Origin of the sequence: Leptospira harrisiae, from assembly GCF_002811945.1 — a bacterium.
In the GTDB taxonomy this organism is placed as follows: Bacteria; Spirochaetota; Leptospiria; order Leptospirales; family Leptospiraceae; genus Leptospira_A; species Leptospira_A harrisiae.
In genome coordinates, this window is record NZ_NPDX01000001.1 from 209178 (window position 1) to 222116 (window position 12939).

Annotated in this window: 11 protein-coding genes; 7 read left to right on the forward strand and 4 right to left on the reverse strand. The window is 36.1% G+C overall.

The window, feature by feature from the left end; genetic code table 11:
• Nucleotides 1-116 precede the first annotated feature (116 nt).
• The 3 genes from CH364_RS00985 (at nucleotide 117) to CH364_RS00995 (ending at nucleotide 3884) form a co-directional block, all read left to right on the forward strand.
• Nucleotides 117-1520: a beta-propeller fold lactonase family protein gene (locus CH364_RS00985; RefSeq protein WP_100743330.1), complete on the forward strand. Its 1404-nt coding sequence runs from the start codon at nucleotides 117-119 to the stop codon at nucleotides 1518-1520.
• Nucleotides 1521-1680: 160 nt separating this feature from the next.
• Nucleotides 1681-3090 (forward strand): beta-propeller fold lactonase family protein, encoded by a 1410-nt coding sequence (locus CH364_RS00990; RefSeq protein WP_100743331.1) that lies wholly within the window; start codon nucleotides 1681-1683, stop codon nucleotides 3088-3090.
• A gap of 53 nt (nucleotides 3091-3143) precedes the next feature.
• Nucleotides 3144-3884, forward strand: coding sequence for a type 1 glutamine amidotransferase domain-containing protein (locus CH364_RS00995; RefSeq protein WP_100741775.1), 741 nt, complete (start codon nucleotides 3144-3146; stop codon nucleotides 3882-3884).
• Nucleotides 3885-4036: 152 nt separating this feature from the next.
• Here the strand turns inward: CH364_RS00995 and CH364_RS01000 are convergent, their stop codons facing one another.
• On the reverse strand, nucleotides 4037-4792 hold the full coding sequence (locus tag CH364_RS01000) for an oxygen-binding di-iron domain-containing protein (protein ID WP_100741776.1): 756 nt from the start codon (nucleotides 4790-4792) through the stop codon (nucleotides 4037-4039).
• Between the two features lie 3 nt (nucleotides 4793-4795).
• Nucleotides 4796-5401 carry a hypothetical protein gene (locus CH364_RS01005; protein ID WP_100741777.1) on the reverse strand — a complete coding sequence of 202 codons (606 nt, stop codon included), beginning with the start codon at nucleotides 5399-5401 and terminating at the stop codon, nucleotides 4796-4798.
• Between the two features lie 362 nt (nucleotides 5402-5763).
• Between CH364_RS01005 and CH364_RS01010 the strand changes: the two genes are divergently transcribed.
• On the forward strand, nucleotides 5764-6810 hold the full coding sequence (locus CH364_RS01010; RefSeq protein ID WP_100741778.1) for an alpha/beta hydrolase family protein: 1047 nt from the start codon (nucleotides 5764-5766) through the stop codon (nucleotides 6808-6810).
• 33 nt (nucleotides 6811-6843) lie between these two features.
• Here CH364_RS01010 and rocD read toward each other — a convergent pair whose 3' ends face one another.
• Complete coding sequence (gene rocD / locus CH364_RS01015) at nucleotides 6844-8064, reverse strand: ornithine--oxo-acid transaminase (RefSeq protein WP_100741779.1); 1221 nt, start codon at nucleotides 8062-8064, stop codon at nucleotides 6844-6846.
• A 106-nt stretch (nucleotides 8065-8170) separates the two neighbouring features.
• On the opposite strand from rocD, the gene CH364_RS01020 reads away from it, so the two are divergent.
• Both CH364_RS01020 and CH364_RS01025 read left to right on the forward strand, forming a co-directional pair.
• Complete coding sequence (locus tag CH364_RS01020) at nucleotides 8171-9490, forward strand: proline dehydrogenase family protein (protein WP_100741780.1); 1320 nt, start codon at nucleotides 8171-8173, stop codon at nucleotides 9488-9490.
• Nucleotides 9480-11042: an aldehyde dehydrogenase family protein gene (locus tag CH364_RS01025; RefSeq protein ID WP_100741781.1), complete on the forward strand. Its 1563-nt coding sequence runs from the start codon at nucleotides 9480-9482 to the stop codon at nucleotides 11040-11042. The genes CH364_RS01020 and CH364_RS01025 overlap by 11 nt, the downstream gene beginning before the upstream one ends.
• A gap of 33 nt (nucleotides 11043-11075) precedes the next feature.
• Here the strand turns inward: CH364_RS01025 and CH364_RS01030 are convergent, their stop codons facing one another.
• Complete coding sequence (locus CH364_RS01030) at nucleotides 11076-11441, reverse strand: DUF2200 domain-containing protein (RefSeq protein WP_100741782.1); 366 nt, start codon at nucleotides 11439-11441, stop codon at nucleotides 11076-11078.
• Nucleotides 11442-11847: 406 nt separating this feature from the next.
• On the opposite strand from CH364_RS01030, the gene CH364_RS01035 reads away from it, so the two are divergent.
• A complete protein-coding gene (locus CH364_RS01035) occupies nucleotides 11848-12909 on the forward strand; it encodes a hypothetical protein (protein ID WP_243401183.1) in 1062 nt (353 codons plus the stop codon).
• Nucleotides 12910-12939: the final 30 nt, after the last annotated feature.

A 12939-nucleotide genomic window follows, 5' to 3' on the forward strand; every position in this document is an offset into this window, starting at 1 on the left:
ATTTCCACTGCAATCCCTGGCGCTAACTCGGTTTGAAATTTGTTCAGTTTGTCACCACTTCCTAATTTTAGGAATGACAATTTTACTATCCGCTTTACTTATGTTTGTTGATTCCTATGAAAACGAATTGTTCGAATCGAAATAAATTTCCAACGTTTACAAACATCCGAAAAACTTTTTCCCTTCTGGTTTGTCTTTTTTTGTTCAATGCCTGTCTTCTCAATCCCATAGTTCATAGTCTTCTTTTTCCAGAAAAAGACCCTTCTTCCAAATCGTTGTTTGGACTTTTGGCCTTACTTGCCAGCTCCAACCAGGTAGTCGAACTCAACCATACTTGGGCTGGGATTCGCAAAGGGGACAACTTGCAACTCGAAGCGCAGTACTATTCGTACGGTAATAAAACAGATTCAACTTTTCTATGGTCCAGTAGCAACAACTCTGTGGCCACTGTGGATGTTAATGGTTTGGTCCAAGGCATTGGCAATGGAAAGGTTTGGATCACTGCTACTGCTGCCGATGGATGGACCAGCGCTAGCTCCGATATTACCGTGTATACCGGTTATGTTTATACCACGATGGATATAAATTCAACTGTTGGCTTTCTGACGATGAACCAGTCAACGGGTCTCCTATCTTCGGTCGGTACAAATCCAACTGGTAATGGACCCACGGGAATCGGAGTCGATCCAACAGGAAAGTTTTTATTTACGGCAGACTTATACAGTGGGACTTTCTCTCAATTTTTAATCAACCAGAGTACGGGTGTTCTCACTGCAAATTCTATCCCCACATATCCAGCGGGTTCGGGACCGAGAAATTTGGTGATCACTCCTGATGGAAGGTTTTTATACCTTGCATCGGAAGGCAATAGGGAGATTCGTGTTTTTGCGATCAATGCCGATGGCACTCTCAGTTTTCTTTTTGCCTATCCAACTATTGTCCCCCATAACGTGATTCAAATTTCACGGAATGGGAATTTTATCTTTTATAACAGTCCTAACTTAACAGAAATTGTTTCTTATCGAATCAACTATAATGATGGAAGTTTAACTCAAGTAGGAATTAGTCCAAGTTTTCCCAATGGTGGATCAGGTTTTATTTCGACCCATCCCAATGGTAGGTATTTATATGTTGCTTCCAGTCCCACTGTTACTGTCCTAAGTTTTGATAGCAATACGGGACAAATGGGTTTTGTGGATTCCGTTTTTCATGGATTGAGTATCAATGGGACGACAATCCATCCTAGTGGAAATTTTTTCTATTTAGTTCATATCACTGAAGGTGAAATTTCTTGTTATACGGTGGAGCCAAATTCTGGGAAAATTTCACTTTCCTCTAAACTGTCCGGACTTGTTACAAACTTGCGTTATATGGTCATTGATCCAAGCGGACGTTTCGCCTATGTGGCATATAATGGTGGAAATTTACATCAATTCTCGATTAACCAAACCACTGGTGAACTTACTTTAATGGGGACAGTGAATCCAGGTAATCCTCAATGGAATTTAACCTTCCTATAAACATTACAACCCATTGTAAAGCCAATGATACATAGATCTAATTGCTCGTTTAAGTTTTTGGCAATTCCCCTGCAACCTTTCCAGTTTTTAATTCCAAAACAGTCAAATTTTAAGAATGACATTTTTTCCTGAATCGTTTGATTTAAGTTTGTTGGTTCCCATGAAAACGAATTGTTCGAATCGAAATAAATTTCCAACGTTTACAAACATCCGAAAAACTTTTTCCCTTCTGGTTTGTCTTTTTTCGTTCAATGCCTGTCTTCTCAATCCCATAGTTCATAGCCTTCTTTTTCCTGAAAAAGATCCTTCCCGCAATTCTTTATTCGTGTTATGGGCCTTGTTATCTAATTCCAATTCAGTGGTGGAACTAAACCGTACCTGGGCAGGAATTTACAAAGGAGAAAGTTTACAATTGGAAGCACAGTACTATTCGTACGGTGCCAAAACAGATTCTACCTTCCAATGGACAAGTAACAATGATGCTGTTGCCACTGTATCACCTACGGGTCTTGTGCAGAGTATTGGAAATGGAAAGGTTATCATTACTGTCGCCTCCGCTGATGGAAGAGCAAGTGCCACAAGTGCCATTACAGTTTATTCGGGATATGTATATACGAGTTTAGATTTTAATAATTCTGTAGCACTTTTAACAATGGATAATTCTACTGGACTCTTGACTTTCAATGCTTCGGCTCTAGTTGGAACCTCTCAGCCAACTGGAATTGGAGTCGATCCAGCCGGTAAATTTTTATATACTGGTGATTTTGGTGGGGCTACCATTTCCCAATTTTTAATCAACCAAACGACTGGAGCCCTTACATCAAATACCCCTGTCTTTGTGGCAGCTGGGGCAAATCCAAGAAATTTAGTTACTACTCCTGATAGTAGGTTTTTGTATTTAGCTTCCGAAGGAACTTCAGCCATTCGGGCTTTCGCCATCAATCCAAATGGTACTCTTACTTTTCTAAATTCTTATCCAACCATGGTCCGTGGAGAAATTCAAATTTCGCGGAATGGAAATTTTATTTTTTATATGAATCCTTCTGTAACAGAGATTACTTCTTATCGAATCAACTATAGCGACGGAAGTTTATCGCAAGTAGGTGTCAGTCCGACATTTCCTAATAATGGTCCAGGTCATGTTTCGACTCATCCTAATGGCAAATACTTATACGTTGGTACCTTTCCGGCTGTAACAGTATTGAGTTTTGATAGTAATTTCGGGCAAATGGGATTTGTGGATTCTGTTTTTTATGGTATGAGCATCAATAGCACAGCAATCCATCCCAGTGGACGATTTCTGTATTTAGTTCACATCAACGAAGGTGTGGTTTCTTGTTATACGGTAGATCCTAATACGGGAAAAATTTCGTACTCGTCTAACGTGTCTGGCTATTCTGGAAATAGTTTGCGATTTATGGTAATCGATCCTTCAGGACGTTTTGCCTATGTTGCTGCTAATACGGGTAATAATTTATTCCAATTTAGTATCAACCAAATTACAGGTGAGCTCACTCCGATGGGGACTGCCAATGCAGGGGGCCCCCAGTGGAATTTAACTTTTTTATAATGGCCAAAATCAAGTTTTCGCTTGAGACTGGAAATCTCCCTTAAGGAAATGATATGATTCTAATTCCCATCCCTAGTTCTGATTTTGATCCGAGTGAAGCCTCTCTTCCATGGAAACTTTTATCGGAATCAAATTTCAAATTTCAGTTTGCCACTCCCAATGGAAAAAAAGCAAAGGCAGATGAACGGATGTTAACTGGAAAGGGACTTGGAATTTTGAAATCCGGGTTTATGGCACGCAGAGATGCAAGAGATGCTTACTTCGAAATGGAAAATTCGAATGAATTTCAGAACCCCATTCCTTATTCTGAAATCAATGAAAAAGATTTCCAAGCCATTCTTTTGCCAGGGGGACATGCCCAAGGTATGAAAGAATACTTAGAATCTAAAATTTTACAAAACGTGGTCGTGGATTTTTTTCATTCAGAAAAACCAGTGGCGGCAATTTGTCATGGCGTATTGCTTGCCGCAAGAAGTATAGATCCTAAGACAAATAAATCTGTCTTATATGAAAAAAATACAACTGCCCTTTTACAAAAACAGGAACTCCTCGCATACTACACTACGAAACTTTGGTTAGGGAATTATTACAAAACGTATCCGCTGACTGTACAAGCAGAAGTCACTAGCTTTTTAAAATCAAAAGAGCAGTTCAAAACTGGTGGAAGTTTATCTGTGAGAGATAGTTTAGGGAATCCCGATGTTGGTTTTACCGTTGTAGATGGAAATTATGTATCTGCGAGATGGCCTGGGGATGCGTATCAATTTACAAACGTTTTCAAAAGATTGCTCTAATAGATTTAAGTAATTTTCCTAGATTTTTTTAAAATTAAACTTTGGAAAACAAATTACTTTAAAAATTTAAATTTCATCTATATCAAAGAAATTTTTTTCGATGCCTTTTGTATTTGCAATACCTTAACAAAAATCAAAATCCAATCCTAATCTTATGGTTTTGGCAATTCCAATGCATCCATACCGATTTTTAATTCCGAAAACCAATTGATAAACCGTTCCACATCGGGACCTTGAAACACAGAGCCATGTTGTGGGCAAAGCATATCTGGTTTGAGGTTGGAAATTCGTTCACACCATGCTACTTTGGCTTGTTCAGAAGCCATCCATCGTTTGTGAAATTTTTCCATAAATCGAATGTGTTTGTCAAAATCTTTTACAATCAAGTCTGTTTCGTCTAAAGGAAGTAAGGCGGCACCTACATCTCCACTGAAAAGAATTTTTGCCTTGGGATCCCAAAGATTTAAATTTCCTGCACTATGTAAAAAATGCGCTGGTATGGATCTGAGTTTGATATTTTGGTGAACAATTTCCATTCCTTCATCGGGCATCGGAATGAAAGTATCAGCATTCCCCCCAAAATGTGGCAAAAAACCTGTCCATAACCAACTCACATAACAACGAATTGATGGATTGACTTCTAACCAAAGAGAAATCGAAGAAACAATATCTGGATCTTGGTGAGAGGCAAAAATATTTTTAATTTGGGATGCAGGAAACACATCCACCAATGCTGAAAATACTTCGGGAAAAATTTCGCTTCCACCCGGATCAGTGAGCAAACCCATTCCATCAGACTCAATTAAATATTCATTTGTGTCAATCAACCAGTTTGGTTTGGACGGATCTCTTGCAATGACAGACCACTTGTGATCGTTATCAGAATATATAGTTTGGATCTTTTTCATGGTTTACCATAGTTTTGAAAGATATCGATAAGATGATTCAATGATATTTAATGCTCCATCAAAACTTTCTGCAACTGCTAAAAATAATTTTTGATTCTCAATAATAGTTGCAGATTCGATTCGAGTTTGCAAAGAGACTGTACGACCTTCTAAACAAAGTTTAGTGGAATTCCGAACAATATGGCGAATGTCATCAAATTCTTTTCGTAACTGCAAATCCAACATATCTTTTTCCGCGTTTCGATCGTTCAAACTGAACTGTATGTTTTTATAATGATTGAGATTCACACCTCTCGTTTGGCAAGTTTCAACCGACACCTGTAATAGTCGGTTTACCTTCGAAATTTTTTGCATTTCACTAGCCATTCGAATCACAACAGTAATTGCTTTTGTTAACTTCTCATTTACTTCTTGAATTTTGTTATTAAAATGAATGATTTCCGCTGCAACAACTCCGTAGCTAGCAGCAAACGCTCCTGAATTTGCAGATAAAATTTGTGCATTGAGTGCTCGAATTTTTAAACTATATAATAAAATCCGCAGCTTTAAAATTTCTTCATTGGTAAAAATAATTTTCTGGAAAAACTCTTTTGTATCTTCATCTGCCATCAGGAAAACCTAACACGAATTCCAATTTATCGGATCAGACTTAAAAGATCATATCACTTCCCATTTGTCAAGAAGAGATATCGGGAGTGGGGCGCCTCGCATTAGATTCAATATTTCAGTCAAAAAGTGGCCCGACCAGGCTTTTCGTTTCAATCTACGCTTTCGCTCCGATTTCCACTGCAATCCTTGGCGCAAGACTTCGATTGAAAATTAGTTTATACTCCATTTACTCGGATTTTTAGTTAGACAATTTAATGAATCATTTAGATATGAAACATCATCATACAAATAGAAAACTATAAAAAGATTTTTATGATCATGATACATAGCAGTTTTAAAAAGGGATTCGGTAGTTCTACTCAATGAATCGATTCAAAGTTTGGTTTCAATCCATCAACTTTCTACTTGGATTACAAAGTGATGACGAAACTCTTCCTTATGTAAAAGAAATTCAAATTCCTATTCAGAAGAGAGTTTTAAAAGCAGATTGTTATATTCCTAAATCCAAGCCCCTTGGAACCATAGTCACCATCAACGGGTTAGCTCCGCTCGGAAACCGTGATCCAAGATTTATCACTGTCAATAAAAGTCTCTGTAAAATTGGTTATACAGTTGTAAGTCCCTTTTTTGACGAAATTTGTGATTATAAAATTTCACTTCGCAATATAGATGATATTAAAGATTCTATATTGTTTATCTCAAATCAAAAAGATATTTGTCCCTCTGGAAAAGTTTCTATCTTTGCTCCATCCTTTTCAGGATCATTGAGTCTTGTTGCTGCAAGTGATCAAAAGATTGCCGAAAAAATCAATTGTATCTGTGCCATCGGTGCTTTTGCAAAAGTAGATGATGTCATTGAAAATTTATTTGCAAACCAGAATTTAGATGAATATGGGAGAATGATCCTTCTCCTCAACTTTCTTCCCATCTCCATTGGTAAAAATCAAAGTTTATTCACTGCCATTAAACTAGCGATTTTGGACAACTACTACAAATCAAAAGACTTAAGGCTGGAACCTCATTACAAAAAAATGAAAAAAGCTGATCGTGTGATTTTTGATCAATTGAAAAACGATACGGAATTTAGAATCAAACACTGGAAAAACGTAGTTAAAAATGGGGGTAAAAGTAGAGATCTGATTTCTGCTTTGTCAGTTACCAACCATATTCAATCTCTCAATTTGCCGATTCTTTTAATCCATGGTTTAAAAGATGATGTGGTACCAGCGTATGAATCCACGATGTTACATGAAAAGTTGTTACAAAGAGGCGTTGAAAGTAAACTTTGTATCACAACTTTAATTTCTCATGGAGATACCGGATTTGGTATTTCCACCTTATGGGAGTTACCAAAACTGATTTCATCATTCTCATTCTTTTTTTTAAAAGCGATAGACCAAAAGCAATAAAAATCGATTCAGTGTTTTGCCGTTCTAAATCGTTTAATTAGAAATCGAAATTGAATCAATCGCCTTTTTGATCAAACCCAAGGCTTCGTTCATTTCTTCTTTTTGGATCACAAGAGGTGGCGCAAATCGAACTGTGTTTTTATGAGTCTCTTTTGCTAAAATTCCAAGTTTCATTAGTTCGATACAAAGTTGTTTGGCATCTACTTGAATTTGGAATTGGATAGCATTCAAAAGACCCTTCCCTCTAACTGATTGGATGAGTGGATGTTTCCAAGAGATAATTGTATCACGAAACATTGATCCCATTTTTTGGGCATTCTCTGGCATTTTCTCTTCAATGATTGTTTTGACGGAAGCCATTGCCACTTCGCATGCAAGGGGATTTCCTCCAAATGTAGAGCCATGTTCTCCAGGTTTTAAAAGTAATAATATCTCACTGGCACCTAACACGCAGGATATTGGCATCATTCCACCAGACAGTGCCTTACCTAAAAGTAACACATCAGGTTTTACGTTAGAATAATCAGAACAAACTAGTTCTCCTGTTCTACCCAATCCAGTTTGGATTTCGTCAACGATTAACAAAACATTATGAAGTTTGCAAATTCTACTTACTTCATTTAAATAATGTTCGTCGGGAACAATGACACCTGCTTCCCCTTGGATGGCTTCCACCATAAATGCAGCCACATTTGGATCTGATACTGCTTTCTCTAAAGTTTCTAAGTCATTATAAGGAATGATTTCGTATCCAGGCAAAAATGGTCCGAATTCATTTTTACTTTTTGGATCAGTAGATGAGGAAATGGCGGCGATGGTCCTTCCCCAAAAGTTTCCTTCACAAAAAATGATTTTTGCTTTGTCTTGCGGAATTTTTTTCTTTTGGTATCCCCATTTCCGTGCCAATTTGATTGCTGTTTCTCCAGCTTCAACCCCAGTATTCATTGGTAATACACGATCATATCCAAAAGTAGATGTCATAAACTCTGTAAAGAGTGGAAGTTTGTCGTTATAAAAAGCTCTAGAGGTAAGAGTAAGAACTGCAGATTGTTTTTGAAACACTTCCACAATCTTTGGATGGCAATGTCCTTGGTTTACTGCACTATAAGCAGAGAGGAAATCAAAATATTTTTTTCCTTCTATATCCCAAAGATAAATTCCTTCGCCTTTGGTTAAAACAACTGGTAAAGGAGAATAGTTGAAGGCTCCAAACTTAGATTCTTTTTCGATAAATAAATCTGTTAATTTACCCATTTGGAAATAAAAACATCTAAGATATTGTTTACAACTCCTTTCATATTTAGTAATCTAATTTCTCGAAAGAATTTAAAGTTTTAATTCAAAGATTAGTTGTTACATTATGTTTACAAAACAATTGCAAGACGAAGATGAGGAAATTCTTAAAATTGCAAAAAATTTAAATGTATCATCTGGTTCTTTGTTCCAACGTTTTTTATTTTTTATCACATCCGTTATCATTCACTTCGGGTTTCGTTATCCAAAACTCAAATTGCAAACCTTCAAATTCATAGATGTTCTGCCTTCGCTTGAAACAAAAAACATTTATTCGTATTTAAAAATTTATATCTTTGATGAAGATACAGAAATACCAATTTTCCTAAAAACTTTCATTCATACTTTTATCAATTTATTTTATTTAAATTCCTTTGTTTCTTATATTTTACTAATAGTGGTGCAATTTTTTGCAAAACGATTCATTCTTTGTGATTCTCCATATGATTTAAATAAAAAAAATAACCTAACAAGGCCAAAAACATATGATATCTTGGGTGAGGTGGCTTTATCTCCAAAGGAAGCAAACGAATATAGAAAACAATATATGGAACTAATTGAATGTTTGCCTGAAGTAATTCATAACATCGATCCAAAATTAAGAACCAATATTTCTATTAAATGTTCTGGAATTGAAACCAGATTATTTCCTGAAGCTGAAGAAACGAGTACCAACTATTTGAAAGAGGCACTTCGACCAATTCTTCGTTTGGCAATGGAAAAAGGTATTGGAATCAATATTGATATGGAACAATATGATTTAAAATCAACAATCACTCGTGCAACTAAGGAATTATTTTTAGAAGAAGAATTCAAACTATATCCGCATTTTGGCATTGTTGTCCAATCTTACCTAAAGTCTTCGAAAGAAGAGTTAATTGAATGGAAAGAGTTTGCAAGAATCAGGAAAGTTCCAATTACCATCCGACTAGTAAAGGGCGCTTATTTAGAATATGAACGTATCAAATCAGAAGAACGTGGATGGAAAACACCTGTGTTTGATACAAAACAAGAAACAGATATAAAATTCGAAGAAAATGTTTTATTCCTTATGGATTCATATCCTTATTTGAGATCTGCTTTCGGCACACATAACCTTCGTTCCCTTTCCTATGTTCTGTATCATGCTCAAAATAAATCTATTACCGATTTTGAAATTCAAATGTTGTATGGAATGGCCGGTAAATATAAATTTAGATTAGAATCTCTTGGTTATACCGTAAGAGAGTATTCTCCCATAGGTTCTTTGTTACCTGGAATGGCATATTTAATCAGGAGATTGTTAGAGAATACTTCTAACCAAGGTTTTTTGTATCAATTGAGTCAGGGAAAACGTTTAGATTCTTTAGTCAAAAATCCAAAAAAGGAAACTCAATATGGAATTTAAGAACGAACCCATTCGAGATTTTTCATTAGAAAAAGAAAGATCTGCGATTCGATCTGCTTTAGATTCTATTCCCAAATCACTTCCTTTCAAAATTCCAATTTCAATCGGAACAAAAGAAAAGTATTCAGAAAAACGTATCTATCATAAAAATCCCTGGAACCCTGAATTATTGGTAACCGAAGTTTCTTTGTCCAATGCAAATGATCTAGAGGAAGCAATTCAAATTTCAAAAAAAAATTGGCGCCACTGGAAAGAACAACCACAAGAAGTACGCTCTCATTTGTTAATGAAAGTGGCAGAGAATTTAATTTCAAAAAAAGATTTAATTATTTCCGTTTGTATCTGGGAGACAGGGAAACACATCACTGAAGCAGAACTTGAATTTGCAGAAGCTGTTGATTTTTGTCGTTATTATGCAATGACTGCTTTAGAAAAATTGTCTCCCAAAAAGACTATTTTGTTAGGCGAAGACAATCTATATTATTACCAACCAAAGGGGATTGTGGGATGTATATCGCCTTGGAATTTTCCAATGGCCATCTATACAGGAATGTGTGTTGGTCCACTGGTTGTTGGTAATATTGTTTTATCAAAACCAGCAGAAGAAACTACTGCCACAGCTTATGAGATTGCAAAATGTTTTTGGGAAGTTGGAGTTCCCAAAGAAGTATTTCATTTTTTACCGGGACTTGGTTCCGAAATAGGAGAGGCCATTGTCAATCATCCAGAAGTTTCCGTCATTAATTTTACTGGTTCAAGGGATGTGGGTCTATCCATTCTTCGTTCAGCATCGGTAGTTTTACCAAAACAATCATTGATTAAAAAAGTAATCTGTGAGTTAGGTGGAAAAAATGCAATGATTGTGGATGCAGATTCTGATTTAGATGTTGCCATTCAATCTATTTTAACTTCTGCTTTTGGGTTCCAAGGACAAAAGTGTAGTGCTTTATCTAGATTGTTTGTTCACGAAAATTGTTATCAAAAACTAAAAGAACGTTTAGTAGATGCGATGGAAGGTTTACTTGTTGGCACTCCTTTGGATTTTTCGAATCGAATTGGACCTGTGATCCACAAAGAAAGTTTTTTACGACTCTCTCAAATTCAAAAAGAGAACGAATCTTTTTTAGTTGGTAAAACTTCTTGGGTGCCCGATGAAGGATTTTATATTGCACCGAGTCTTTATGAGCCCCCAAGTGAATCCAGTATGTGGAGTTCTGAAATTTTTGGTCCATTGTTGGCGATGCAAAAGATATCTAGTTTTTCCGAAGGAATTCAATTGGTCAATGATTCCGATTATGCGCTTACTTGTGGAGTGGTCTCCCGAAATCCTAAACATGTGTTAGATGCAAAATCAAAAATCGATGCCGGAAACCTATATATCAATCGTGGAATGACCGGGGCTATTGTAAACAGACATCCGTTTGGTGGAGGTAAACTTTCTGGGACTGGTGCCAAAGCAGGAGGCCCCGATTATTTATATCTTTTTGTAGAAGGGAAAACTTTTACAGAAAATACGATGCGTCAAGGATTTTCAAGAGATACAATTCAATAAACAATTTTAACGAATTGTCCTTGAGGTTTTATTTTACGAATTTCGTAAAATTTTCTCCATTGCCTTTCCTTTTGCTAATTCATCGACAAGTTTGTCTAGATATCTAACTTTTTGAGTTAATGGGTTTTGAATTTCTTCCACTCGGTATCCACAAATCATACCTGTAATCAGTTGGGCATTTTTATTTAGTTTTGCTCTTTCAAAGAAGGTTTGAAAGTTTACCTTCGCATCGATTAATTCTTTTATTTTTTTCGTATCAAATGAAGTTAACCATTCAATCACCAAATCCAATTCCTCTTTGGTTCTTCCTTTTTTTTCTATCTTACTCAGATAAAGAGGATAAACTGAAGCAAATGTCATTTGCGCCATTTTTTCGTTATGTTTGTCTGTTGGTTCCATGGTTTACGAAATAAAAATCAACCCTGAATCAATTATATTTTATAGCAAGAATTATTTGACCTTACAAATTTAATCTTTCTTATTAAGATTTGTATAAATCCTAATATAGGAATACTAAAGTTATTTTTTCAATAAAGTTTTTTATAAAAAAAAGATAGCACTTGTTTGGTTATATTGAAATATAGGAACAATGAAAGCAATGTTTGGAATATTGTTGATACTTCTTACATGTAAACCTTCTAATTTGGAAAATTCATGCGATTCAATTTCTGATTCCTATCTTGAAACATTAATTGTCAAAGTAGGGAGAGGTGATCATTCTGCTCACTGTGGAATAAGAATAACAACGAATATTTGTGATCTAGATTTTCCTTCAGTAATACAAACTAAAAATTCGCAAAATTTTTTGAATGAAATAAATTTTCAGTCACAACAAGGTTCGTCTGGAAGTCCTACTTACGATTCTACTTCCATTGCAGTTCCAACTGGTTCTTTTCGATGGTTAGGTGCTGTATTTGCACCGAATGGAAAAATATACGGCATTCCTTATCAAGCAACAACAGTTCTTATCATTGATCCAGCTACGAATACAGCTGATACCACATCTATCGTTGGGTTAACTGGATCCAATAAATGGAATGGCGGTGTACTCGCACCGAATGGAAAAATATACGGCATTCCTTTTGCGAGTCCCAATGTCTTAATCATTGATCCTGTTACGAACACAGCAAATACAACAGCAATCACGGGTTTAGGAGCGGGAACTAGTAAATGGAATGGCGGTGTACTCGCACCGAATGGCAAAATTTACGGGATACCTTCTGAAAGCGACAGTGTTCTAATCATTGATCCTGTAACTGATACAGCAAGTACGACAACCATCACAGGTTTAGGAGTGGCAACAAGTAAATGGTCCTCAGGTGTATTGGCGCCAAATGGAAAAATCTATGGAATTCCATATAATCTGTCAGATAGTGTTCTTATCATAGACCCGATTACGAATACTGCTAACACTACTACAATTACAGGGCTTAGTGGGTCATTTAGGTGGTCTTCTGGAGTATTGGGACCAAATGGCAAAATATACGGAATACCATATAATGCGACAAATGTTCTCATCATTGACCCAATGAATGATACCGCCGATACTACAACATTTTCAGGTATTTCAGGTACTAATCCAAAATGGATTGGTGGAGTTTTAGCACCAAATGGAAAAATCTACGGAATTCCAGCGTCAAGCGAAGAAATTCTCATCCTTGATCCAATGAATCAAACAGCTGACATTACGTCACTTACAGGCTTAGTTGGTACTAATAAATGGAACGGTGGAACACTGGCACCCAATGGAAAAATTTATGGAATTCCTTTCTCTACTACAACTAACTCAGTATTGGTGATAGATCCGAAATCGAATGGATCCTTTTGTTCATCACTTTTGGAATCTTCATATTTGAATAAATTTTAACTGAAAAACTTATTCAAATGAAATTTGATT